This window comes from Carnobacterium alterfunditum DSM 5972 (assembly GCF_000744115.1).
In the GTDB taxonomy this organism is placed as follows: domain Bacteria; phylum Bacillota; class Bacilli; order Lactobacillales; family Carnobacteriaceae; genus Carnobacterium_B; species Carnobacterium_B alterfunditum.
In genome coordinates this window covers 588,877-615,218 of the sequence record NZ_JQLG01000004.1, presented here as the reverse complement: position 1 = coordinate 615,218, position 26,342 = coordinate 588,877, and the positions used below count along the sequence as shown (strand labels likewise).

Below are 26,342 nucleotides of genomic sequence, written 5' to 3'. Positions count from 1 at the left end.
ATGAGGAGTTCAAAAATATGTCTACTGCCTTTTGGGGGAAAATTGAAAAACTAACCGGTTCTTTGGATGTGATCGTTGCTTTTTTGGTCATGGCTATTCTGGGCATGATCATTATTCCATTACCAGCTGGACTACTCGATTTTATGCTGATCATCAACATAGCATTATCGATCACCATATTGCTGCTGACGCTGTTTACAAAAAACGTGTTAGAATTCTCGACTTTTCCAACCATGTTGTTGATCACTACCATGTTTCGGTTAGCACTGAACATCTCTTCTACACGGTTGATTTTAACTGAAGGAAAAGCAGGAGCGGTTATTGAAACATTTGCTAACGTCGTAACCGGAAGTAATTTCATCGTTGGAGCAGTCATCTTTATCATCATCGTGATCATTCAAATGATGGTCGTAACAAATGGGGCCAGTCGTGTTTCTGAAGTTTCAGCAAGGTTTACACTCGATGCTATGCCAGGTAAACAAATGGCTATCGATGCGGACATGAACTCAGGGCTGATCAACGAAGAACAGGCTAAAAAAAGACGGTCAGACCTTGAAAGAGAGACCCAGTTTTTCGGAGCAATGGATGGAGCAAGTAAGTTCGTCAAAGGAGATGCTATTGCTGGTCTGATCATCACGATCATCAACTTGATCGGCGGAGTAGCGATCCATTCGCTGCAAAATGACATGGAAGTCATGGAAGCTTTGACAACATTCGGGCAGTTAACGATTGGTGATGGACTGGTCAGTCAAATTCCTTCATTATTGATCTCGGTAGCATCGGGAATTTTAGTTACCCGCTCTGGAAGTATCAAAGGTTTTGGTAGTTCCATAGGGGAAGAATTATTCCATTCACCAAAAGTTATGCTGATACTATCAGTGATTTTGATTTCATTTTCAGTTATGCCGGGTTTTCCAACGTTTCCCTTTCTAGTATTAGGATTGATGGCAGGTGCGACCGGGTACTTATTGATGGAAAATGAAAAATCAAAGAACTCGAATCAAAAAGCTAAAGAAATGCGTTCGAAAGCTTTGCAGCGGACGAAACAAGAAAAAAGCTCAGATGAATCAGTGGCTTCTTTTCAAGTGGATCCGATTTCCATCGAGATCGGTTATGGTTTGATCCCAATAACCGATGAAAATCAAGACAATAATTTAATGAGTCATATCACAACGATTCGTAAACAAAGTGCTCATGAATTGGGGATCTTATTGAGTCCGATACGCATCAGAGATAACTTACAGCTCAAAGCCAATGATTATGTGCTCAAAATCAAAGGTAACGTTGTGGCTCGCGGCGAATTGTACTTAGATAAATATATGATCGTGGACCCAGGCGAAACAGAGTTTGACTTCGATGGTATCCCAACAAAAGAACCGGCTTTTGGCCTAGACGCCATGTGGGTCAACGAAGGCGATAGAGAAGCGGCCGATTTGAGGGGATACACAGTAGTCGATCCGATAACCGTTTTAGTTACTCACCTAAAAGAGACGATTTATAAATCTAGTTATGAATTGCTAGGCAGACAAGAAGTCAAACAATTGCTTGAAGGCATCAAAGATAAATATGGCGTGGTGATCGATGAACTGATCCCAGATATCCTTCGTTTGGGAGAAGTCCAAAAAGTCTTACAAAACTTATTGAAAGAAAGTATCCCAATCAATGATTTGGTGACTATTTTAGAAACGTTAGCGGACTATGGAAATACAACGAAAGACATCGAAATGCTGACCGAATATGTGCGCCAATCGCTTAAACGGACGATCGTTAAACCTTACTTAGATGAACAAAATGTTCTTCAAGTCGTGACTATACTGCCGGATACGGAAGAGCAGATCACACGCAGTATCCAAAAATCTTCTGCTGGATCGATCCCGATTTTGCAGCCCGAAACGGTTACGAAAATTTTTGACAGTATCACAGCTATTCACAATCAGCTTTCGGCAAGAGGGATCCCGCATGTTTTATTGGCTTCACCAAAAGTAAGACCAGCAATGAAAAATCTGATTTCGTATAATTTTCCTGATTTAGCAGTTGTGTCATTGAACGAAGTACCGAATGACATTCCAATTGAAACAGTGGGTATGATCAATGGATGATGATAGATAAGAGCTAAGTAGACTGGTGAAAGGATTGGGATAGTGTGACTGTTTTTCATGTCAGTTCGTGCTAGTTCTTAATGGGGGAGGGGTATAAATGTATTACGAAAATGATAGGGAAAAGGAAATCATTAAATACCTTCCCTTAGTAGAAAAAATCGTTAATCGAATAGATGTTAAGCGAAGCCAGTATGACAGAGATGACTTATATAATATAGGAGTCATTGGTCTAATGGATGCACTGGAAAAATTCGATAAATCGAAAAAAGTTCCTTTTGAAGGGTATGCGTATATTAGAATTAAGGGTTCGATTATTGATGAAATCAGAAAAACAGCTCCGGTATCGCGGACCCGGATGGGAAAACTGAACGACTATTATCGTGCCAAAGAAAAATTAGAAGCATCGTTCATGCGTACACCAACTGAGAAAGAAATTTGTTCAGAATTGAAAATCGATGAAAAAGCTTTAGCAAAGATCCATGAAACAGTTCATAATTTGGCCTCGGTATCATTAGAAAAAGTGATGTTTAGCGATGATGGCAATTCAATCGAATTGATGGATTTCTTAGAAGACAAAAGTGAAACAGGTTCTGAAGATGTCTTGTTGGATAAGGAACGTCAACAACTGCTGACTAAAAATGTGACCAAATTGGATAAGAGAGAGCAAACGATTTTGAATTTGTATTATGTTGAAGAGTTGTCACTTAAAGAAATTGCGTATATCTTTGATATTTCGGTTCCTAGAGTTTCACAGATACATGGCAAAACGATTTTGAAATTAAAAGAATCGATGAGGAGAGAATACGATGATTAGAAGTTTAACAACGCTCAACAATAGCTTTAACATTTTGCAAAAAAAGCAAGAAAATATTAGTGCAAATGTAGCTAATATCAATACTGCTGGATATAAATCACAAGAAATCATTCAAAGCACACGCGCATCAGAAGTGATGTCAAACCATTTAGATGGACCATTGTTAAATCGTCAGCAAGATATCGGCGGATTCACTTTTGGCAATCAAATTGATGAGATCGTTCAAAATTTTAGTCAAGGTGGTTTAAAAGCAACAACTTCTACAACAGATGTAGCGATCCAAGGGGACGGCTTTTTCACAGTTCAAGCACCAAACGGCGAAACTTCCTACACACGTAACGGGAATTTCAACGTTAACGATACAGGAGAATTGGTCACGCAAGAAGGCTATCGCGTCATGGGAGTGTCAGCTGATGGGCAATCGGCACCTATCCAAGTCAATGGAGCGGATTTTGCAATTGATAACAGAGGCAACATTGCTGGAACGGGAAACCGTTTGATGATCACTGAATTTGAAGACACGGCTAGCTTGACAAGAGCTGGCGACACATTATATACGGGGCAAGGTGGCACAACAGCACAAGTTGGCGGCACGGTTGTGCAACAAAGTTACTTGGAAACATCTAATGTCGAAACGGTCGATGAGATCACGAACTTGATGCAAGTTTCAAGAGCATTTGAAGCGAATCAAAAGGCCCTCAGTGCAGCGGATGAAACGTTAAGAAAAGCAGTCAATGAAGTTGGGAAAGTTTAGGAGGATGAGAAGATGAGTATACCGTTAAGTGTTAGTAAAAGTGGCATGAATGCCATTCAAAATCAAATGGATGCAGTATCAAATGACATCGCAAATATCAATACAACTGGTTATAAGTCAAAGAATATCAGTTTTAATGAGTTGTTGCTGAATGATATGAACGCAGAAGCTTCATACTTATCAGATACTGTTCAAGGTTCAGGAATTGCGATCGGATCTAAGAGCGCTGTTACTTCTACCAACTTCGCACAAGGTTCACTTGTTTCCGATTCAAACGATTACCACTTGGCTATTGCCGGAGAAGGGTTCTTTGGGGTGATCGGCGAAAACGGCGAGCAGTATTTGACACGAGACGGAGCTTTTCAGGTAAATGGAGACAAATCGATCACAAACGGTAATGGGGATACTTTGGAGATCCAAGCAACTATTCCAACCAACCAATGGCCTGAAGGAGATGTATCCATTGCTGAGAATGGTGAAGTAACGATCCACTCAGAGAATGGCAGTACGCTGGTTGGAACGATCCCTTTATTTTATCCTACTCGAACGAATGCTATGCAGCCTGTTGGAGAGAATAAATTCAGCTATGATGGGACATTTGGAGCAGGAGACGGTACGATCCAACAAAATTATTTAGAAGCATCAAATGTTGATTTAGCCTCTTCTATTACTGAAATGATGTTGGCACAACGGTCATATTCATTGAACCTTAAAGTCGCACAAGGAACAGATGAAATGGCTTCGGTCATCAACCAATTTAAACAATAAGAGTTAGACGAATAACAGGAAAAGGTACATATATCTTTAGGCACATACACTATCGGATTTGGGTTGACGCAAAAACGAGCGTCAGGAAAGAATTTGAGGTAAATCGGGTGATTGATCATGATTAGAATGAAGAATGTTGTTAAAAGCTACTCTAAAGGAGTAAAAGCTCTTCGAGGCGTTGATCTAACAATTGAAGATGGCGAGTTTGTTTATTTAGTTGGAGCTAGCGGCTCTGGAAAATCAACATTGGCAAAATTATTGTACCGAGAAGAAGCAGCAAACAAAGGTCAGATCGAAGTTTGTGGTCAACTGCTTTCTAAAATGAAGGGAAAAGATATCCCAAAACTTAGAAGACAGATTGGAATCGTTTTTCAAGATTTCAAATTATTGTTAGACCGTACTGTTTTTGAAAATATTGCGTATGCATTAGAAGTGATCGGTACTGAACCAGAAGAAATCAGGCCGCTTGTGATGCAAGCTTTGCGGTATGTTAATCTAGAAGACAAGGCAAATGATAAACCAACCGAATTATCCGGTGGAGAACAACAACGCGTGTCGATCGCTCGTGCAATCGTTAATTCACCTAAGTTGATCATTGCGGATGAACCAACAGGTAATTTAGATCCAAAAACGGCTTTAGAGATCATGCGTTTATTTTATCGCATCAATCAAAGAGGAACGACCATTTTAATGGTCACCCACAATCGTAGTATTGTAGAAAAATTTCGTAATCGAGTAGTGGAAATAGAACAAGGTAAAATTATTTGGGATGAAAATAGAAGCGATGACGTGATCCAATACGATATCTCGCTCGGAGAATACGTGGCTGTGTAATAATGTAAAAGACAGCTCTATAAGATGTTAGATCATAAAAAAGACAAGCTAGGGCATTGATTCAGGGTGCTAAGCTTGTCTTTTTTATGTGGTCAAATTTAGATTGAAAGATTCATAAAGTTAGGCTAAAGTTTTCTGAAAATAGACCGATATAATAGAAGATATGCGAAGAGTAAAAAATGAATCAAGTTATTTTTAACAGAAATGGAAGGGTGAAAAGTAGTTGGAAAATAATATAGAAGAAAAAAATATCGCCTCAAGCAAATGGAATATTAAAAACTGGGATCTAACAAAGTTAAAAAGTGCATTGAACTTTAAGAGTTTAAAAACTAAAATCCTCTTAGCTTTTATGACAATTATTTTACTAGTTATTGTATTAGCAACGATAATGATCGTAACTATTTCAAAGACAAATAATAAAACAGAACAAATGATCGACGAAGAATTAACACTTTTGATAGCTAATGATCAATTGACATTGAGTATTTCGCAAAGGATCGCAGCAGCGAGAGGATACATATTGTTTGGAGATGGCCTATATAAAAATTTGTTTGATCAATATACTGAAAAAAGTCAGAAGTATGAAAAACAAGTTTTAGCTTTATCAACTAAAAAAGAAACCCAAGAAGTGATCGATAGGAGCGTAGATTGGGAAGCAATGGTCCTTACGGATGTATTTGAACGATACGACAGTGGGGATGAAGCTGGAGCAGCCAGTTATTTGCGTTCTTCTGTAGAGCCCTATTCAAATGATTTAATAAAAGAATTTGAAAAACTATCAGATATACGAATGGATTCTATCAATGCACAAGCCCAATCGGTGACCAATCTAGGTAAGAGCTCATTGATGTTAACGTTCATCATTAGTGTTTTAGTGATTATACTTGGAATCACGATTGCTTTATTAACGTCTAATTCGATCACAAAACCAATCAAAAAAGTTATGGAACGCATGCAGACGATCGCTTATGGTGATCTCACCTCCGAACCGTTAGCAATAACTGCCAAGGATGAAACAGGACAGTTGGCTATGGCTATTAATCAAATGCAAGTAATGGAAAAAGAAGTTATGGAAGGCATAAAAAGAGCTTCAGAGATGTTGACCAACAACAGTAATGAACTTACCCAATCTGCCAATGAAGTGAAATCAGGTTCTGAGCAAGTTGCGATAACAATGCAAGAATTGGCAACTGGATCAGAAACACAAGCGACAACTGCAAGCAATTTATCCGTTGTGATGGGTAATTTTACTAAAAAGGTCCAAAGCACAAATAAAAGCGGCGAAAAAATCAAAGACTCTTCAATGGGTGTGTTATCCATGACTACTCAAGGTAAGGAATACATGGAAGATTCGAACCGTCAAATGGCTAAAATCGATGAAATTGTGTTGGATGCCGTATTTAAAATGGCCACACTGGATAACCAAACAAAAGAAATCACAAATTTAGTTATGATCATCCAAAAAATTGCTGATCAAACGAACCTATTGGCTTTAAATGCTGCAATCGAAGCTGCACGAGCTGGTGAACACGGCAGAGGGTTTGCAGTGGTCGCAGATGAAGTCCGTAAATTAGCTGAACAAGTTGCCGTATCTATTTCTGATATTACCGGATTTGTTGAGAAAATCCAGACTGAGTCTAAACGAGTGAGCGACTCTTTACAAACAGGTTACACTGAAGTTCAAGAGGGAACCAGCCAAATCAAGAAGACTGGAGATACCTTTAACCAAATTAATGCTTCTGTTACGACAATGGTAAAAGGCATCAAAGACATATCTGATAATTTAGAAAGTATCCAAGTAAATAGTGAGATCATGAATAGTTCGATTGAAGAGATTGCTTCTGTTTCAGAGGAATCTGCTGCTGGTGTCGAAGAGACGTCTGCTGCTTCACAAGAAATCACTAGTTCTATGGAAGAAGTTGCAGGGAATTCGGAACAACTTGCAGACTTAGCTAAAGGTTTAGCCGAGATGGTCGCAGAATTTAAAATCTAAAGCCTAGTATTAAAAATAGATTTATTTAATATTAATAACGGTACCTGTAAAAAAGATAACAAAAGGAATTTAGTGGGTTTAAACGGTCATTTAGGCAGTTTAAACCCATTAATAGATAAGAAGGAGTAAACAAATGAAAAAAAGGATTTTGTTGAAAAGTATTCGAGCAAAAATTTTAGCGGGTTTTATGATCACAATCGGATTAATGCTTATATTAAGTGTTTATACGATCAACTCAGTAAATAATACAAATGATTCAATAAGGGATATATTAGAAAAAGAGATGGCACTTCTGATCGTTGACGAAAAACTTTCAGTGAATATGAACAAACGCACGAGTCTTATGAGAGGATTCATGCTGTATGAAGATGAATCATACAGACAGGAATTTGAAGATGAACTAACGGCAAGCATTGCATTAGAAAATCAAGCTTTGGAATTAAGCAATTCAGAAGAATTGAATGATTTGATCAGCAAGAAAATCGAATGGGGCACTTTAACTGATGAAGCTTTGACAGCCTATGATAATGGGGAACGGGAAAAAGTCAGCGAAATTATGATCGAACAAGCTCAGCCAATCGAAAGAGAACTAGTTGCAGGATTTTCTGCTCTAGCTGATGAACGTGAAAAAGATATTACTGTGATTGGTCAACAAGTAATTGAAAATGGTGAGCGTGTTAGGGTCATCAGTGTAGGTATCATGATCCTTGTAGCGCTATTATCTTTACTCGTAGCCTATTTAACAGCTAACAATATTACAAAACCGCTTAACGTAGTGATGAAACGGATGCAAAGTATTTCTGAGGGCGATCTCAGCTTAGAACCGTTAAAAATAACAGAAAAAGATGAAACAGGGAAACTAAGTGTATCTATGAATAAAATGCAACAAACGGTTAAAAGTGTGATGGAGGGGATATCACATGCATCTGAAGAGTTGAGCAGTCACAGTGAAGAACTTACCCAAGCTGCAAGTGAAGTGAAATCAGGTTCTGAACAAGTAGCGATCACGATGCAAGAATTGGCAACAGGTTCAGAAACACAAGCGACGACGGCAAGTAATTTGGCAGTGGTTATGGAAAATTTCACTAAAAAAGTCCAAAATACAAACAAGAGTGGGGAAAAGATCAAAAACTCTTCAATTGGCGTATTGTCTATGACCAATGAAGGCAAGCAATACATGGAAGACACAAGCCAACAAATGGCAAAAATAGACAGAATCGTTCAAGATGCCGTGAAAAAAATGGCTACTTTAGACAATCAGACAAAAGAAATCAATAATTTAGTCGTGATAATTCAAAAAATTGCTGATCAAACCAACTTATTGGCATTAAACGCAGCAATTGAAGCAGCACGTGCTGGCGAACATGGCCGAGGTTTTGCTGTAGTGGCCGATGAAGTTCGAAAATTGGCTGAACAAGTAGCCGTTTCTATCGCAGACATTACCGGATTTGTCGAAAAAATCCAAGTTGAATCTAAAAGAGTAAGCGATTCATTACAAACAGGCTACGCTGAAGTAGAAGAAGGTACGAGTCAGATCGCTAAGACTGGTCAAACCTTCAACCAAATCAACGCTTCTGTTACTACAATGGCAGAGGGTATCAAAGGTATTTCTGAGAACTTGGAAAGCATCAAATTCAATAGTGAGATCATGAATAGTTCAATCGAAGAAATTGCATCCGTTTCAGAAGAATCAGCTGCTGGAGTTGAACAAACCTCTGCGGCTTCACAACAAATCACTAGTTCAATGGAAGAAGTTGCTGGGAATTCTGAACAGCTTTCAAGTTTAGCTGAAAATCTAGCTGAAATGGTTGGGCGTTTCAAGATATAAGCGAAAGATAGTTAAAAGTAAAGCCTAGATAAAAATCAGTCATATATAAATGGCTGTATAATTATAGGTGTGGATGAAGAAATTCATTCACACCTATTTTTTTATCAAAAAATAAAACCAATTCAAGCTCTACAAGTTTGACTATCAACTATTAGTTTGATCACTTACCTGGAATTTCAGACGAAAGGCTTCAGGGCGGTACCATGGCTCTTCACAAGCAAACCCGTACATTCCAGAAGAAATTTCTTTTAGAATACCAACACCATTTGTTAAACAATCATATAAATGACAAAACCTCACTCTTTCATGGAAGAGTGAGGTTTAATTTTTGATTTACTTATACGTGTAAGCAACTTTGACGTATAAGAGACGATTTTCTTTGGTGTCACTCTTTCGTGAAAGACCGATCTATAAAGAAGTGACGGCTATTTTTCGCTCCACTCTTTCGTTTAAAGTCCTTCCACGAAAGAGTGACCTCTATTGGCAATCGATTTTGGGATGGAAACTTGTCCTAATCTAGCCTTTTTAATAAAGTTAATCTTGAAACTGAGCAAGGATTTCTTTGAATCGCAGTCTGAATTCTTTACGGTTCTCTTCTGTAAAAGGTTTAGGACCCTTTGTTCGCTTACCGCTTTTTCGAATCATAGCGCTTAAATAACGCGATTGCAACAATTGATCTATGTTCTCAGAGGTGTAGACATAACCCGTATGGTGAAGAACGATACAGCCTTTTCCTAGCCCTAATGAAGCTAAGCCGTAATCTTGTGTAACAAGGATATCTCCTTTTTTTATGAGTTTAATGATACGGTAATCTGCTGCTTCTGCTCCTGTATCAACGTAGACTGTTTCTACTCCTGGAGGTTGTTCCTTGGTCGAAAAATGCGAAATACTAGTCACAAGTGTCACTGGTATTTCTTTTGCTGAAGCTTCTTCAATAATAATATTCTTTACTGGGCAGGCATCTGCATCAATATAAATTTGCAAGATTTCACCGACTTTCTAATCATTTTATAGTCTTAGTATACCAGTTGCTAACTTATATGTTTAGGAATACTTTAGAATACTGTATGATGGAAGCAAAGAGTAAAAGGAGCTGAACAGTATGACTAATAACCTTTATTCATTTGATATTTCGACAGAGGAGAAACAAGCATTTATAACTATCGATGATCATTTACAGAAGGCTTTATCAAGAAGTGGCGTGAAAAACGGCATTATGTTGGTATTTTGTCCTCATACGACAGCTGGGATCACAATTAATGAAAATGCCGATTCAGGCGTAAAAAAAGATCTGATTTCAGGATTAAATCAAGCGTTTCCTAATAAAGCCGAATATGCTCATCTGGAGGGGAATTCAGATGGACATATAAAATCGTCAGTAGTAGGGGCCAGTGAAACACTGATTATTTTGAAAGGGCGTCTTATTTTAGGAACCTGGCAAAGTCTTTACTTTTGCGAATTTGACGGTCCAAGGAATCGAACTTTTTTTGTGAAAATTATTGAAGGCTAAAAATAATGAAAAATTTTAAGAATCGTCAAAAAGGATTGTATTCGAAAAAAAGATAGTGTACAATCTAATTGTGCACAACTTATTTAGGAGGAACAAAAATGAAAGGGAACAACTTTTTATTAGAAGAACAATTATGTTTTTCAACTTATACTTTATCGAAGCAGTTTACGAAACTTTATCGTCCAGTTTTAGAACCGTATGCTCTTACGTATACTCAGTATGTAGCTTTGCTGGTACTGTGGGAGAAATCTGATCTAAGTGTTCAATCATTGGGAACAAAACTAGGATTGGATAGCGGAACACTAACACCGATGCTAAAGCGGATGGAGTCAAACGGATTTATTACTCGAAAACGTCATCCGGAAGACGAAAGAAGAGTAATCATCGCAACTACTCCAAAAGCTGATAACTTAAAGGATGAGTTACTTAAAAAGGTCTCTGCCTGCTTAGCCCTGCTAAATTTGAACGAACAAGATTATTTTGACTTATTAGAAAAGATGAACCAACTAACAAAAACTTTAGGAGGAATCAATAATGACTGAATCAATAATGACTGAATCAAAAATATTGTACCAAACAACAGCAATCAACACAGGCGGGCGTAATGGAGAAAGTCATTTACCAGATGGCTCTTTTTCGGTAAAAGTATCAACTCCAAAACAAATGGGTGGTCCTGGACAAGGCAGCAACCCAGAGCAATTATTTGCTTTAGGCTACAGTGCATGCTTCAATTCAGCACTAGAAATCATGGTCAAACAAGCTAAAATCGAGGCTGTATCGGAAGTTACGGCTGAGGTTTCTTTACATTCAGATCCAACTGATAATGGTGTTAAACTTTCTGTGGTACTTATTGTCGCAATTGAAGGACAAAGCCTTGAAGTTACAAAAGAATTAGCAGAAAAAGCACATGCATTCTGCCCATATTCTAAAGCTGTTCAAAACAATATCGATGTTGCAATAAAAGTTGTAGAATACAAATAAAAAAATCAGCAAAATAAAAAACTAATCTGAAGAAGCGAGGTCTTGAAGCCTCTTTTTTCAGGTTAGTTTTTTTGTATAGTTACATAAGTTGTTTTTGTACTAAGGGAGACATCGCTTTTTCAAAATCAGTGATGGATTGGTCGTGAATAACTTTAGAAAAAATTTCGGATAATAAGTGAGCGTCATCGTCTGTATTTAAAATAATCAGACAAGTATCGAAGCTAGCGATCGTACCAGCAATTGCTGGCAGTTTTAATTCGTCGATCAAAGAAGCGATAATATTTGGATATGTGGGTGCAACTAGAAGTATAACTAAAAAGTGGACAGATATAACTTTTATCCCGTAATTACGCAGCGCTTTTTCTAATCTGAAATAAAGACTTTTTTCACGATAAACATCATGGTAGAAGGCATATTTCGTTGTCCGACCCAATTGACTTACCTTGATCAAATTTAATTCTTTTATGTCTCTGGATAATGTGGCTTGAGTAGATTGAAATCCTTCTTTCTTCAGGAGCTCCATCAATTCCTGTTGTGTCGCAATATCGTGGGTAAGAATAAGATTTTTAATTGCAAATAATCGTTTATTTTTCTTCATGATAATCCTCTTCTCTAAAAATTTTTTCTAAAAAAAAGTAATTCATAAAAAATGTATAAATGCGATTCATATACAGTATAAAGATTTGTTTTGGAGTGAATATTCTATAAAAAGAATATATATGAAAAAGAGGAAAAATAATGTGACCAAATCGACATTCCTGATGCAGGCTTTAAACTTTTAATAAAGATAAGTAAGCGTTATTATATGTATGTAATCAATAAGAAGCAACAAGAAGCAACAAGAAGGGAAGGTTAACAACAATGACAACACCCATTCATGTAATGTCTGAAATTGGAAAATTGAAGACTGTTTTATTGAAAAGACCAGGCAAAGAGGTAGAAAATTTAACCCCTGAAATTATGGAGCGCTTATTATTCGACGATATTCCTCACTTGTCAGTCATCCAAAAAGAACATGATGCATTCGCTCAAGCTTTGATCGATCGTGGAGTAGAAGTACTGTATTTGGAAAAATTATCTGCAGAAGCAATCGATGCAGGAAACTACAAAGAGAAGTTTGTTGAGCGTATTTTAGATGAATCAAATCTTGAAACAAAACCTGTTAGAGAAGGACTAAAAAAATACTTGTTAAGTTTTGATACACAGGAAATGGTGGATGTCATCATGGCTGGTGTACGTAAAAAAGATGTAACTATCGAGAGCAATCATTTGTCAGATATTTCAGAAGAAGAAGTGTACCCATTCTTTATGGATCCTATGCCAAATCTTTACTTTACAAGAGATCCAGCTGCAGCTATGGGAGATGGCTTGACTATCAACCATATGGCTTTTGAAGCTCGCAATAGAGAATCATTATTCATGGAAGTGATCATGGATCATCACCCAAGATTTGCCGGTCAAGACGTGAGTGTATGGCGTGACCGTAATCATACATCTCGGATCGAAGGCGGAGATGAATTGATTTTAAATGATAAAGTATTGGCTATTGGGATTTCACAGCGGACTTCGGCTAAAGCTATTGAAGATCTAGCAATTGAATTATTTGATAACAATTCTAATTTTGAAAAAGTTTTAGCAATAAAAATACCCAATGTTCGTGCTATGATGCATTTGGATACAGTGTTTACAATGGTTGATTACGATAAATTTACTATTCATCCAGGAATACAAAAAAACAATGGCGAAGTAGATACGTATATTTTAGAAAAAGGCGAAAAACCTGGAACGGTTAAGATAACTCATCGTTCTGATTTACAAGAAATATTACGTGAAGCATTGGATGTACCAAAACTAACATTGATTCCTTGTGGTGGCGGAGATGCGATCATTGCAGCTCGTGAACAATGGAATGACGGTTCTAACACATTAGCTATTGCACCAGGAGTAGTGGTCACTTATGACCGTAACTACGTTTCAAATGATCTGTTAAGAAGACATGGTATCGAAGTTATTGAAGTTGCTTCAAGTGAATTATCTAGAGGTCGTGGTGGTCCTCGTTGTATGAGTATGCCTTTAGTACGTGAAGATCTACCAGCAAGATAAAATTGATTTTAAAATAAATTAAAAGTATATGGAGGAATAAAAAATGACAGAACAAGTATTCCAAGGACGTAGTTTATTAGCTGAAAAAGATTTTACAAAAGAAGAATTAATGTATTTGATCGATTTATCTGCACATTTAAAGGACTTGAAAAAAAGAGGAATCCCACATCATTATTTAGAAGGAAAAAACATTGCATTACTATTTGAGAAATCTTCAACTCGTACTCGCGCAGCGTTCACTACCGCAGCAATCGATTTAGGTGCACATCCTGAGTATCTTGGGAAAAATGATATCCAATTAGGTAAAAAAGAATCTGTTGAAGATACAGCACGTGTATTAGGAGGTATGTTCGACGGTATCGAATTTCGCGGTTTCAAACAAAGTGTAGTGGAACAATTAGCTGAGTTTTCTGGTGTTCCTGTATGGAATGGTTTGACTGATGAATGGCATCCAACACAAATGATTGCTGACTTTTTAACGGTTAAAGAAAACTTTGGTCACGTTGAGGGTGTTACTTTAGCTTATGTTGGAGATGGCCGCAATAATATGGCAAACAGTTTATTAGTTACTGGTGCACTTTTAGGTGTGAACGTTCGAATCGTCTCTCCTGAATCATTGTTCCCAACAAAAGAGACAGTAGACATGGCTCAAGCTTTTGCCGAAAAATCTGGTAGCAAACTAATGATCACAAAAGATGTTGCAGAAGGTGTTAAGGATGCAGATGTTTTATATACTGATGTCTGGGTATCAATGGGAGAAGAAGATAAGTTTGCAGAACGAATCGAATTATTGACTCCTTACCAACTAAATATGGATATGGTCCGTGCAACTGGCAAAGAAGATATGATCATTTTACATTGTCTTCCAGCTTTCCATGATGCAACTACAGATTATGGCCAAGACGTAAAAGAGAAATTCAATATTGAAGAAATGGAAATTACAGATGAAGCATTCAGAAGTAAGCATGCACGTCAATTTGATCAAGCTGAAAATCGCATGCATTCAATCAAAGCTATCATGGCTGCAACATTAGGTAACCTATTTATTCCTAAAGTTTAATAATAAAATTTGTATAAATAAAAAAGTATGAGAATTGTAGCTTCTCATACTTTTGTTTATACGAATAAATTAGCTGCACAGTAAAGTTGGAAAATGGAGGAAGAAAATAATGGAAGAAAAGAAATTAGGTTTGGCTCCTTTAGTTGCCCTAGTTGTAGGATCAATTATTGGTGGTGGAATTTTTAATTTAATGTCAGATATGGCAGTTGAAGCTTCTGTAGGTCCAGTTATTATTGGTTGGGCCATTGCCGGCATAGGTATGGCATTTTTAGCATTTAGTTTTCAGAATTTATCAGCTAAACGCCCTGATTTAGATGCTGGGATTTATAGTTATGCAAAAGAAGGATTCGGGAAATATATGGGATTCAATTCTGCTTGGGGTTATTGGTTATCAGCTTTCTTAGGAAATGTCGCTTATGGGACGTTATTGTTTAGTTCGATCGGGTATTTTTTTCCAATTTTTGGGGATGGTCAAAACTTCGCTTCAGTTATCGGGGCGTCTATCATGTTATGGTCAGTTCATGCACTCATATTAAAAGGGATCGAAACGGCTTCTTTCATCAATATGATCGTTACAGCAGCTAAACTGATTCCATTAGCAATCTTTTTTGTTGCAATGTTTGTAGCCTTTAAATTAGATGTTTTTACAGCTGATTTCTGGGGAACGATTTCAGGAGACTTTACATTCTCAGAAGTAATGGCTCAAGTTCAAGGAACAATGTTAGTAACGGTATGGGTATTTATTGGTATTGAAGGAGCTGTGGTATTCTCCGGCCGTGCCAAGAATAAATCTGACGTTGGGAAAGCAACCATCATTGGTTTAGTGACCGTTATCTCAATTTATTTATTGACAACGATTCTGTCAATGGCCGTCTTAACGAGACCTGAATTGTCAGAATTGCCTCAACCAGCAATGGCTTATTTGTTAGAAAGTGTTGTAGGTAAATGGGGTGCAATATTAATTAATATCGGTGTAATTATTTCTGTATCAGGTGCTTGGCTTGCTTGGACGATGTTTGCGGCTGAATTGCCTTACCAAGCTGCTAAACAAGGTGCCTTTCCTAAGTTCTTTGCTAAAGAAAATAAAAATGGCGCACCAGTCAATTCATTGATGTTCACAAATATATTGATCCAAATATTCCTATTTACCTTCTTGATTAGTTCAAGAGCTTATAATTTTGCCTTTTCACTAGCTTCATCAGCTATTTTGATTCCATATGCATTTACTGCATTCTATCAATTGAAACTTTCATTGATGGAAAAAAGCGTTACACCGCGTCGTAACCAAAATATCTTTATTGGATTAGTAGCAAGTATTTATGCGGTATGGTTGATTTATGCAGGTGGGATGGATTACTTGCTCTTAACAATGTTTTTATACGCACCAGGAATCATCATTTATGCTTGGGTACAGAAAGAAAATAAAGAAAAAATCTTTACTAAAAGTGAATGGGTTGCAGCTGGAGTCGTAGTAGCACTTTTCTTAGTAGCAATCTTCCAAATAATAAATGGTTCAATTGATATAGGTAATATGTAATTGTAATTACTAATATGTAGAGGAATGTGATAAATATGGGAAAAAGAAAAATTGTCGTAGCTTTAGGCGGAAATGCTATATTGTCAAACGATGCAAGTGCGCAAGCTCAACAGAAAGCTCTTGAAGAAACATCAGAATACCTAGTTAAATTTATTGAAAATGGGGACGATTTAGTTATTTCTCATGGTAATGGTCCACAAGTAGGGAACTTGTTGTTACAGCAAGTTGCAGCGGATAGTGTTAAAAATCCAGCTATGCCATTAGATACTTGTGTAGCGATGACTCAAGGAAGCATTGGGTACTGGATGCAAAATGCGCTCTCACGTGCATTAGAAAAACGAAATCTAACGAATCAAGTGGTTTCATTGATCACTCAAGTAATAGTAGATGAAGCTGATCCAGCCTTTAAGAATCCAAGCAAGCCAATTGGTCCATTTTTATCTGAAGCAGAAGCTAAAGAAGAAATGGAAAAATCCCAAGCAATTTTCAAAGAAGATGCAGGGAGAGGCTGGCGTAAAGTAGTTCCTTCTCCAAAACCAATCAGTATAAAGGAACATCTTGTGATCAATCAATTGGTTGAGAACGGTGTGATTCCTATTACCGTTGGTGGCGGCGGGATCCCAGTTGTGAAAAAAGGTACCGAAATAAGAGGGATAGAAGCCGTAATTGATAAGGATTTTGCCTCTCAAAAATTAGCAGAATTGATTGAAGCTGATCTGTTGGTTATTTTAACAGGCGTAGATAATGTATTCGTCAATTTCAATAAACCAAATCAAAAACAATTAAATGAAGTATCCGTTGAAGAAATGAAAGGTTATATTGCTGAAAATCAATTTCTTCCGGGAAGCATGTTGCCAAAAGTAGAAGCTGCAATTGCTTTTGTCGAAAACTCAAAAGGTGGAAAAGCAATCATTACTTCTTTAGAAAATATTGAACATGTACTAACAGAAGGAGCAGGCACAATTATTACAAAATGAAGTAAGCGCTATTAGAAACAACACATAATAAAGCAAAAAAGCCTATTTTGGTAGCGACCCCCAAAAGTTAGAGTGAAATCTAAACTTTTGGGGGTTGTTTTTATGACAAAATATAGTGAAGAATTTAAGTTACAAGTTGTTCAAGAGTATCTAAACGGCCCTTTGGGCTTTCAATTACTAGCGAAGAAATATGCTCTTTCCTCTACAACTCCCCTTAATAATTGGGTAAAGGCATACCGAAAACTTGGTTTGGACGGTTTAAAAAGGAAACAGACGAAAGCAGCTTACTCTGTTCAATTTAAGGTAGATGTATTACACTTTATAAAACAGACAGGCACTTCTTATTCAGATACAGCCATTACCTTCGGCATGAATAATCCTTCCCTTATCGCAAATTGGAATCAAGCTTTCCAAGGCAAGGGAATTGAAGGCCTAAAACCACACCCAAAGGGGCGTCCTTCAATGACTAAAAAACCAAAAAAACAGCAACTGAAACCAGGCACATCAGCAGATTGTTCTAGACAAGAATTAGAACGAGAAATTGAACTACTGAAATTGGAGAATGCCTATTTAAAAAAGTTGAAAGCTTTTCAGAAGAATCCCGACGTCTTTCTCGAAAAGCACAAGCAGCAGTGGCATACGAACTTAAAGAAGAAGGATTCAAACTAAAAGATATCCTTCTGGTGGTGGGTATTCCAGAGTCAACCTATCACTATTACGTAAAGCAATTAAAAAAAATAGATAGTAATCAGCGACTAAAAGAACAGATTGAACAACTTTTCTTTCAGTTCAAAGAGCGATTTGGATACAAACGCATTACAAATGAACTGAAGAAACTAGGTTATAGTGTCAATCACAAGAAAGTTTATCGTCTCATGAAAGAAATGGGTTTGAAGTGTGTTAAATTTATTAGAAAATCTCGGAAATATAACTCTTATAAAGGAAAAGTAGGCACTATTGCCAAGAATAAGTTAAATAGACGCTTCTCTACATCCATCACTTTACAGAAGCTCGTCACCGACGTGACAGAGTTTAAATGTACAGGCGGAGAAAAGCTCTACCTTAGTCCTATTCTAGATCTATTTAATAGTGAAGTGATAGCTTATGGAATAAATAAACGACCTATCCTGGACTTAGTGATGAAACCTTTGGAAGAAGCCATCGGCATGCTTAAAGAATACGCCACGGTTCGTACCACTCTTCATTCTGATCAAGGTTGGCAGTATCAGCATAATCATTGGGTCAAAACACTAAAGAAAAATAACGTTTTTCAGAGTATGTCTCGCAAGGCGACTTGTGCAGATAATGCGGCAATAGAAAATTTCTTCGGCATCCTAAAACAAGAAATGTATCATGGGGAGAAATTAGTCAGTTATGAGGAATTGAAATCAAGAATTGAAGAATATATCGAATGGTATAATCATGTTCGATCAAAAGCAAAATTGGCTGGCTTAAGTCCGGTAGAATACCGAATTCAAACCAGCCAATCAGCTGAATAATAAAAACTCTAACTTTTAGGGGTCAGCACCTTTTATGAAGGCTTTTTTTGCTTTTATGTTACAATAAGATTGTGAATAATTTATCTATACCATTTTATTAAAGCTATCAGTAGAACGAATAAGAACGTTGAGTTGAGGAGTGTTTTGATGACAACTATTCAAAAAAAGATGACCAATTTATACGAACTTCGTTATAGTCCAATTTTTTCAGAATTTACTGATCCCGAATTTAATCTTATCCGCAAAAACATGTGTTTACGTAAGTATAAAAAAGGACAAGTTCTATTTGATGAAGGTGACGTTCGTGAGAAAATATTTTATTTAGTCAATGGATTAGTTAGACTCGAAAAATATGATGAGAGTGCTTTTTACACTTACACAGATTATGTGAAAAAAGAAACCTTATTTCCATATGGTGGCATGTTCTCCGATGAAATGTACCATTATTCTGCGAGTGCTGTTACAGATATTGAGTTGTACTATATTCCGACAGCTCTTTTTGAAAGTCTTGTAGCCGAAAAGCCGAAACAAATCATTTATTTCTATCATAAATTATCCAAAATTCTTGAAAGCCACGAAAAAAGGGTACAGTATATGGTCGTATCAAATGCGAGTAATCGTATTATTAAAACGTTGAATTATTTGATGCAAGAGCTAGGTGATTATACAAACCCTACCATGGTCAAAATCGAATATCCTATAACCATTAATGAAATAGCGAATATGAGCGGCTGCTCGAGAGAAACAGTGGGAAACACCATCAAAAAGTTGAAAGAAATGGATAAGTTAGCCTATGATCATAAGTTTTTCTTGTTTAAAGACCTCATTTATTTCAATTCTTATACAGAATGAAGCGTTGATCTTTGTATAAAAAGGTTATCGCAATCAAAGAATGACTGCCAAAAGCTCTTAAAGAAGAGAGATCTCTTCGAAGAGTTTTTTTTGTTTTAGCCTATATAATGGCCGATACTCTTCTAGTACTCCTAAAAATTCTGTGGTACTATTAGAGCTAAGAAAACCTTTTCAGTAGTCAATACTGAGAACAGTAGGAGGAAAATATATGATGTATGGCGCAATTGAAGCAGGCGGAACAAAATTTGTTTGTGCAGTTAGTGATGAGCAATTAGAGATAAAAGAACGTGTAAGTATTCCTACCACTACACCTGAAGAAACGCTCAAACAGGTCTTTGATTTTTTTGATCAGTATACGTTAAATTCGATCGGGATAGGTTCGTTTGGTCCTATCGATGTAAATGAAAAATCAGCTACATATGGATATGTGACATCAACTCCCAAAACAGCATGGAAGAATTTCGATTTTTTAGGAGCGGTCAAACAGCAATATGGTGTTCCCGTAGCTTGGACGACAGATGTCAATGCAGCTGCATACGGTGAATACAAAAAGGGAAGTGCACGTGGGGCTGAGAGCTGCCTATACTTGACCATTGGAACAGGTATTGGAGGCGGAGCAGTTGTTGACGGCAAAGTATTGAGTGGTTTTGGCCATCCAGAGATGGGACATCTCTTAGTTAGAATGCATCCTGATGATGATTTTAAAGGTGCTTGCCCTTACCACGGGAATTGTTTAGAAGGTATTGCTGCAGGCCCAGCTATTGAAAAACGATATGGGAAAAAAGGAACTGATTTAGCAGATGATAAAAAAGTTTGGGAAATAGAGGCTTTTTATCTGGCGCAAGCTCTAGTGAATTATACTTTGATTCTCAGCCCAGAAAAAATCATTTTAGGCGGAGGCGTTATGAAGCAAACAAAACTGCTATCTTTGATCAAACAAGAATTCACTAAATTGATGGCAGGGTATGTCGATACTCCTTCTTTAGATGAGTACATCGTGACGCCTGAACTTGAAGATAATGCGGGGATCATGGGTTGTTTGCTGATGGCTAGTGAAGAAAAATAAAAAAAGTTCAAAGAAATATAAGGTGATAAGATGGTGACCATAAAAGATATCGCTCAACAAGCTGGAGTAGCTAAAAGTACTGTTTCAAGGTATCTGAACGGCGGATCAGTCAGTAAAAAGACCAAAGCCAAATTGGATCAAATCGTTAATGAAACGGGCTATACACCGAATACTTTTGCGCAAAGTTTAAAAGCGAAAAAAACAAATATGATTGGTACCATTATTCCACGCTTAGATTCATTTGCAACAAATGCAATCTTAGCGAGTATTGACGAAGAATTAAGAAAGAAACAGTATCAATTGATCATTACAAATACAAATCAAAATATTGAACGTGAAGTGGAAAATATTTATACTTTAGCAAAACAAAAAGTAGATGGAATCATATTATTGGCAACCGTTGTGACTGAGGCTCATAGAGCAGCGATAGCAGCAGTTGGAATACCAGTCTTATTGCTGGGGCAATCGGCAGAAGGGTTACATACGATCGTCCATCAAGAGTATGAAGCTGGTTTCAAGATGGGGAGTCATGCAATTGATTTAGGCCATAAAAAGTTCTTGTTTTTTACGGTACCTGAAGAAGACAAAGCAGTAGGTCAGTTGAGATCAAAAGGTGTTTTAGACGCATTGAGAAAATATCCAGATACTTTTATTGAAATTATTGAAACAAATTTTTCTTTTTCAAAGGCTTACGAAAAGGCTATGGATGTATTACCTGCTACTTCTGCTACGTATGTTCTTTGTGCTACTGATAATATTGCTTTAGCGGTCATGAAAGCAGCACATACATTAGGATTGAGCATCCCAAACGATTTTTCCTTATCAGGATTTGGGGGCTATACAGTCGCATCGATCGTCACACCATCTATAACGACAGTGAAATATCCCTATAAGAAGTTGGGTGCCCTTTCAGTAGCTAATATAATTGAATTAGTTGAAGGGAAAGAGATCGTAAGCAACCTAGAATTACCTAATGAGCTGATCAAAAGAGAGTCAACTGTATATTTAAAAAGTTCGAAGTAACGTGTTCAGTTGCTTCGAACTTTTTAATATAATTTAGTAGACAAAAAAACAAAAATAAGGTAAGATAAAAATAGAAACCGGTTCCAAAAAGTGAAAAGGGGGAAAAAATCATGTCAGATAACAAAGAAATAGCAAAACAAGTCATTGCAGCAGTTGGTGGAAAAGAGAATATCAATTCTGTTACGCACTGTGCAACTAGATTACGAATCATGGTGAGCGATGAAAGTAAAATAGATAAAAACAAAGTAGAGGATATTGAAAAAGTAAAGGGAACCTTTTATAATTCCGGACAATTTCAAATCATTTTTGGAACCGGTACCGTTAATAAGATTTATGAAGAAGTTGTTGGATTAGGTGCAAGTGAAGGATCCGCCAGTCAAGTGAAAGAAGAGTCTAAGAAACAAGGAAATGCTTTCCAGCGAATGATTCGTACATTCGGTGATGTATTTGTTCCTATCATCCCAGTTTTGGTTGCAACCGGTCTATTTATGGGATTGCGTGGGTTATTGACTCAAGAGCAAGTTTTAGCTGTTTTTGGAATGGTACCAACGGATATCAGCCCTAATTTTTTATTATACACTCAAGTGTTAACGGATACAGCGTTTGCCTTTTTACCAGCGCTCATCGCTTGGTCTTCATTTAAAGTATTTGGAGGATCACCCATTATTGGGATCGTTTTAGGATTGATGCTAGTTAATCCTGCTCTTCCAAATGCCTATGCAGTAGCAGGTGGAACAGCAGATCCAATCACGATGTTTGGTTTTATCCCAGTAGTTGGGTATCAAGGAACTGTATTACCAGCCTTTATTGCTGGTTTTGTAGGCGCAAAATTAGAAAGATGGATCCGCAAACGGGTACCGGAAAGTCTTGATCTATTGCTTACACCGTTCATGACATTGCTAGTCATGAGTATCTTGTCTTTGTTTATTATTGGCCCAGTTTTTCATTCTTTAGAAGAAGTAGTATTAAACGGAACAATTTGGGTATTAGGATTGCCATTTGGACTAGCCGGTTTAGTCATTGGTACTTTAAACCAAATCATTGTTGTAACGGGTATTCATCATCTCTTCAACTTTTTGGAGATTCAATTATTGGCAAACACTGGAGTGAATCCTTTTAACGGAATTATCACAGCCAGTATTGCAGCACAAGGTGGAGCTTCATTAGCTGTTGCAATGAAGACAAAATCAAAAAAATTAAAAGCATTGGCTTATCCATCTACTTTATCAGCTTTCTTGGGTATTACTGAACCTGCTGTTTTCGGGGTAAACTTACGGTACTTTAAGCCATTCGTCTTTGGATTAGTCGGCGGAGGAGTCGGTGGTTTCTTCGGGGATTTGGTTGGATTAGAAGCAACCGGAATGGCAGTCACCGTTATACCTGGAACGTTACTTTATTTAAATGATCAAATCTTTTTATACATTTTAACTAATATTATTGCAATAGGTGTAGCCTTTGTATTAACTTATCTATTTGGATTTAGTGATAAAATGAAAGAAGAAATCGAAGCTCGAAAGGACGTTTAGAAAGATGAAAGAAACTGAAAAAGTGCACGATTACGAACTTGGATACCATATTACACCTCCTAAAGGATTATTAAATGATCCCAATGGATTGGTACATTATAAAGGTGTTTATCATGTATTCTTTCAGTGGAACCAGACAGACACTACGCATCAATCAAAAAGCTGGGGTCATGTTACGACTAAGGATTTTATCCATTGGAAGTCTCACAAACCAGCCTTAGAACCTGTTGATTGGTATGATAAAGACGGATGCTATTCTGGAAGTGCTGTTGTTTTTAAAGAAAAACTCTATTTATTTTATACGGGAAATGTTCGAGGAGAACAGGGTGAACGAAGTAGTTATCAATGCTTAGCCGTTTCAGAAGATGGCATCCATTTTGAGAAAAAAGGACCCATATTAGCGTTCCCAATAAAAGGTTACACCGCCCATGTCAGAGATTCTAAAGTCTGGCAAGGAGAAGATGGAAACTGGTGGATGGTGTTAGGAGCGCAAAAAAAAAATTTAACAGGTGATGTGTTGATGTACAAATCCACCAATCTAGTCGACTGGACATTAACTGGATCAATGTTAGATGAACCTATTTCATTAGGGTTCATGTGGGAATGTCCTGATTTATTGAAGTTTGCTGAAAAAGATGTTTTCGTCTTTTCCCCACAAGGTTTAGAAGCTGAAGGTGAAAAATACAAGAATATTTATCAAACAGGATACTTTACAGGACGCTTTTTAGAAAATGGGAAATTTATTAAAGACGATCAGCCATTTGAAGAAATGGATCATGGCTTTGAGTTCTATGCTCCTCAGACCTTCCTTGATGATAGTGGCCGCACGATTTTATATGGATGGGCCGGCGTTATGGAACCTGAAGTTGAAAAGGCGGTACCTACAATAAAACAAGGGTGGCTGCATGCATTAACCAGTCCGCGAGAGGTGCATTATAAAAATGGGCAACTTACTCAATACCCGCTTTCTGAAACAATAAAATTGAGAGAAGCAAATCCGATAACTAGTAAGAATGCTGAAAATGAAGTTATCCATCTGCCTTCGCTGCAACAAGATATTCTGATTGAATGGAATTCAGCAGCACCTGACTTTGTCATAAATCTAAGAAATGAGCTTGATATCCATTATCAAGCTGAAACTAAAAAAATGACCGTAACACGAACAAATTGGAAAACGAATGCAAGAGAAGAACGAACAGCTTTTTTAACGCATGAGCTGACAGAGTTACGATTATTGGTCGAAAGCTCATTAGTAGAGTTGTTTTTGAACAAAGGAGAAGAAGTTTTCACGTTGAGGTATTTTGTGGATGAAACAAACCATCTATTGAATTTTAAATATATGGATAAACCTTTAGAGAAACTAATGACACTTTATAGTCTTCGTTCATTCCAAAATGAATAAAATAATAAATTGAATAAAAAAAGAAATCGCTCAAAAGCACTAATTTGAGCGATTTCTTTTTGGTCTAATGCCATATATTATTTATTTAGTCAGAATTCAGTTACAATAATAGTGAAGTGTTAAGTCAAAGGGGGAAATCACATGGAAACATACAAACGTCTACCCAAACATATAGGGATTATTCCAGATGGAAATAGAAGATGGGCTCAAGGGCATAGTCTTGAAAAACAAGAAGGCTACAAATTTGGGGTAGAGCCTGGGGTAGAACTGTATCAGCTTTGTATAGAGTTGGGCATTAAAGAAATGACTTTTTACGGATTCACGGTAGACAATACTAAACGCCCAGCAGAACAGACAAAAGCTTTTCAAGATGCTTGTGTAGCTGCGGTAAATAAACTGAAAGATGGAGATGTGGATCTATTGGTCGTTGGAAACACTAATTCTAAACTGTTTCCAAAAGAACTATTGCCTTATACTAAAAGAACTAAGTTCGGCAAAGGTTTGATAAAAATCAATTTCTTGGTAAATTACAGTTGGAGCTGGGACTTGAATTATGGCGTAAAACAAGCAGATTTTGATCCGAAAGATGATATTACCAAAACCATTGCTTCGTCAGATATCTCAAGAATGGATCTCATCATCCGTTGGGGCGGTAGAAGACGGTTAAGTGGATTTTTACCGATCCAATCGATTTATTCTGATTTTTACGTAGTCGATGAATTATGGCCAGATTACAATACTAGTCAAGTCCATGCAGCATTGCAATGGTATCAAGATCAAGATGTCACATTAGGTGGCTAAGTGTTCAAGTATCAACTAAAATAGGAGAATCTAATCGAAATCACCTTATTTTTTAAAAGCAGATCAAGGAGCAGATAAATATGTATTTAGCAGATTACCATCATCACACAGACAATTCATTTGATTCTCAAGCACAAATGAAAGAAGTATGCGAACATGCTATAGAAAAAGGACTAAATGAAATTTGTTTTACTGAACATTTTTCTGTTAATCCTAAAGTACCTACGTACGGACATATGAATTTTGAAAAATATTTTTCCCAAATTGAAGCATGTCGTAAACTATTTGGAAATCAATTAACTATCAAAGCTGGAATTGAATTATGTGAACCCCACCTAATGAAAGAAAAATACAGAGACGTTTTAAACGATCTAGAAATAGATTTTATAATGGGGTCTGTTCATAATATCAAAGAAGAAAAATTACGAACCTTCATGGTAGGTAAAACTCCGCAAGAAATCTATCAGAAGTATTTTGAAGAAGTCTACGCAATGGTTGCTCATGCTGATATCGATGTGATCGCTCATTTAGATTTAATCAAACGGTATGCAGTAGAATCAACGGGCAACTACGAATTTGATGACTACAAGTCGATCATCGAAAAAATAATGCGCAAAGCAATTGAACGTGGTATTGGAATCGAGATCAATACTTCTGGTTTATCAAACAAAGCATTAAACGAAACATTGCCTTCAATGGACGTATTACGGTTGTATCATTCATTAGGAGGAAAAATCTTAACGATTGGTTCTGATTCGCATCGTACGGAAACAGTAGGATCAAATCAAGAAGTTGCGATCAAGATGGCAAAAGAAGCCGGATTTCAAGGGATCTATGTATTTGAAAAACGGGAACCCAAAAAAATAGCGTTCTAATCAAATCGATTGGTTAGTCTAAAAAAGGAGGAAAACAGGC

The 26,342-nt window shown here is 37.0% G+C and carries 24 protein-coding genes and 1 pseudogene; 23 read left to right on the top strand and 2 right to left on the bottom strand.

The features are described from left to right. The first annotated feature begins 17 nt into the window (after positions 1-17). The 7 genes from flhA (at position 18) to BR50_RS03300 (ending at position 9,090) form a co-directional block, all read left to right on the top strand. On the top strand, positions 18-2,099 hold the full coding sequence (flhA, locus tag BR50_RS03330) for a flagellar biosynthesis protein FlhA (protein ID WP_034546254.1): 2,082 nt from the start codon (positions 18-20) through the stop codon (positions 2,097-2,099). A 97-nt stretch (positions 2,100-2,196) separates the two neighbouring features. After that, entirely contained in the window at positions 2,197-2,913 is a 717-nt protein-coding gene (locus BR50_RS03325; protein WP_034546252.1) for a sigma-70 family RNA polymerase sigma factor, read from the top strand. Next, the gene (locus BR50_RS03320) at positions 2,906-3,667 is read left to right on the top strand and encodes a flagellar hook-basal body protein (RefSeq protein WP_034546250.1); all 762 of its coding nucleotides are present in this window, start codon (positions 2,906-2,908) and stop codon (positions 3,665-3,667) included. The genes BR50_RS03325 and BR50_RS03320 overlap by 8 nt, the downstream gene beginning before the upstream one ends. A gap of 12 nt (positions 3,668-3,679) precedes the next feature. Continuing rightward, a complete protein-coding gene (locus BR50_RS03315) occupies positions 3,680-4,435 on the top strand; it encodes a flagellar hook-basal body protein (protein ID WP_034546248.1) in 756 nt (251 codons plus the stop codon). A 117-nt stretch (positions 4,436-4,552) separates the two neighbouring features. Beyond that, positions 4,553-5,269, top strand: coding sequence for a cell division ATP-binding protein FtsE (gene ftsE / locus BR50_RS03310; RefSeq protein WP_034546246.1), 717 nt, complete (start codon positions 4,553-4,555; stop codon positions 5,267-5,269). 223 nt (positions 5,270-5,492) lie between these two features. Continuing rightward, positions 5,493-7,262: a methyl-accepting chemotaxis protein gene (locus BR50_RS03305; protein ID WP_051905723.1), complete on the top strand. Its 1,770-nt coding sequence runs from the start codon at positions 5,493-5,495 to the stop codon at positions 7,260-7,262. A 133-nt stretch (positions 7,263-7,395) separates the two neighbouring features. Next, a complete protein-coding gene (locus tag BR50_RS03300; protein ID WP_034546243.1) occupies positions 7,396-9,090 on the top strand; it encodes a methyl-accepting chemotaxis protein in 1,695 nt (564 codons plus the stop codon). Positions 9,091-9,624: 534 nt separating this feature from the next. Here the strand turns inward: BR50_RS03300 and BR50_RS03295 are convergent. Beyond that, on the bottom strand, positions 9,625-10,074 hold the full coding sequence (locus BR50_RS03295) for a YaiI/YqxD family protein (protein ID WP_034546241.1): 450 nt from the start codon (positions 10,072-10,074) through the stop codon (positions 9,625-9,627). A gap of 118 nt (positions 10,075-10,192) precedes the next feature. On the opposite strand from BR50_RS03295, the gene BR50_RS03290 reads away from it, so the two are divergent. The 3 genes from BR50_RS03290 to BR50_RS03280 all read left to right on the top strand — a co-directional run bounded on the left by BR50_RS03290 (position 10,193) and on the right by BR50_RS03280 (position 11,581). Beyond that, on the top strand, positions 10,193-10,600 hold the full coding sequence (locus BR50_RS03290; protein ID WP_034546238.1) for a secondary thiamine-phosphate synthase enzyme YjbQ: 408 nt from the start codon (positions 10,193-10,195) through the stop codon (positions 10,598-10,600). Positions 10,601-10,698: 98 nt separating this feature from the next. Next, positions 10,699-11,142 (top strand): MarR family winged helix-turn-helix transcriptional regulator, encoded by a 444-nt coding sequence (locus BR50_RS03285; RefSeq protein WP_034546236.1) that lies wholly within the window; start codon positions 10,699-10,701, stop codon positions 11,140-11,142. A 7-nt stretch (positions 11,143-11,149) separates the two neighbouring features. Continuing rightward, on the top strand, positions 11,150-11,581 hold the full coding sequence (locus BR50_RS03280) for an organic hydroperoxide resistance protein (protein WP_034548919.1): 432 nt from the start codon (positions 11,150-11,152) through the stop codon (positions 11,579-11,581). 79 nt (positions 11,582-11,660) lie between these two features. Here BR50_RS03280 and BR50_RS03275 read toward each other — a convergent pair whose 3' ends face one another. Beyond that, positions 11,661-12,179, bottom strand: coding sequence for an arginine repressor (locus BR50_RS03275; RefSeq protein WP_034546235.1), 519 nt, complete (start codon positions 12,177-12,179; stop codon positions 11,661-11,663). 263 nt (positions 12,180-12,442) lie between these two features. On the opposite strand from BR50_RS03275, the gene arcA reads away from it, so the two are divergent. The 13 genes and pseudogenes from arcA to BR50_RS03210 all read left to right on the top strand — a co-directional run bounded on the left by arcA (position 12,443) and on the right by BR50_RS03210 (position 26,302). Continuing rightward, positions 12,443-13,684: an arginine deiminase gene (gene arcA, locus BR50_RS03270; protein ID WP_034546234.1), complete on the top strand. Its 1,242-nt coding sequence runs from the start codon at positions 12,443-12,445 to the stop codon at positions 13,682-13,684. Positions 13,685-13,727: 43 nt separating this feature from the next. Next, complete coding sequence (gene argF / locus BR50_RS03265) at positions 13,728-14,744, top strand: ornithine carbamoyltransferase (protein ID WP_034546231.1); 1,017 nt, start codon at positions 13,728-13,730, stop codon at positions 14,742-14,744. 109 nt (positions 14,745-14,853) lie between these two features. Then, the gene (gene arcD / locus BR50_RS03260; protein ID WP_211249819.1) at positions 14,854-16,281 is read left to right on the top strand and encodes an arginine-ornithine antiporter; all 1,428 of its coding nucleotides are present in this window, start codon (positions 14,854-14,856) and stop codon (positions 16,279-16,281) included. Between the two features lie 35 nt (positions 16,282-16,316). Continuing rightward, positions 16,317-17,258 (top strand): carbamate kinase, encoded by a 942-nt coding sequence (gene arcC, locus BR50_RS03255; protein WP_034546227.1) that lies wholly within the window; start codon positions 16,317-16,319, stop codon positions 17,256-17,258. Between the two features lie 102 nt (positions 17,259-17,360). Next, positions 17,361-17,927, top strand: coding sequence for a helix-turn-helix domain-containing protein (locus BR50_RS03250; RefSeq protein WP_034546224.1), 567 nt, complete (start codon positions 17,361-17,363; stop codon positions 17,925-17,927). After that, on the top strand, positions 17,891-18,757 hold the full coding sequence (locus tag BR50_RS03245; protein WP_081884465.1) for an IS3 family transposase: 867 nt from the start codon (positions 17,891-17,893) through the stop codon (positions 18,755-18,757). Before BR50_RS03250 ends, BR50_RS03245 begins: the two co-directional genes overlap by 37 nt. A gap of 147 nt (positions 18,758-18,904) precedes the next feature. Beyond that, complete coding sequence (locus tag BR50_RS03240; protein ID WP_051905722.1) at positions 18,905-19,609, top strand: Crp/Fnr family transcriptional regulator; 705 nt, start codon at positions 18,905-18,907, stop codon at positions 19,607-19,609. A gap of 208 nt (positions 19,610-19,817) precedes the next feature. Next, positions 19,818-20,675: an ROK family protein gene (locus tag BR50_RS03235; protein ID WP_034546222.1), complete on the top strand. Its 858-nt coding sequence runs from the start codon at positions 19,818-19,820 to the stop codon at positions 20,673-20,675. Between the two features lie 30 nt (positions 20,676-20,705). Continuing rightward, the gene (locus BR50_RS03230) at positions 20,706-21,698 is read left to right on the top strand and encodes a LacI family DNA-binding transcriptional regulator (protein WP_034546221.1); all 993 of its coding nucleotides are present in this window, start codon (positions 20,706-20,708) and stop codon (positions 21,696-21,698) included. A gap of 110 nt (positions 21,699-21,808) precedes the next feature. After that, positions 21,809-23,188, top strand: a pseudogene (locus BR50_RS03225) (sucrose-specific PTS transporter subunit IIBC); the annotation flags it as partial. 40 nt (positions 23,189-23,228) lie between these two features. Further along, positions 23,229-24,626: a glycoside hydrolase family 32 protein gene (locus tag BR50_RS03220; RefSeq protein ID WP_034546217.1), complete on the top strand. Its 1,398-nt coding sequence runs from the start codon at positions 23,229-23,231 to the stop codon at positions 24,624-24,626. Positions 24,627-24,767: 141 nt separating this feature from the next. Then, positions 24,768-25,427: an undecaprenyl diphosphate synthase family protein gene (locus BR50_RS03215; RefSeq protein WP_034546215.1), complete on the top strand. Its 660-nt coding sequence runs from the start codon at positions 24,768-24,770 to the stop codon at positions 25,425-25,427. 80 nt (positions 25,428-25,507) lie between these two features. Further along, entirely contained in the window at positions 25,508-26,302 is a 795-nt protein-coding gene (locus BR50_RS03210) for a histidinol-phosphatase HisJ family protein (protein WP_034546214.1), read from the top strand. Positions 26,303-26,342 lie beyond the last annotated feature (40 nt).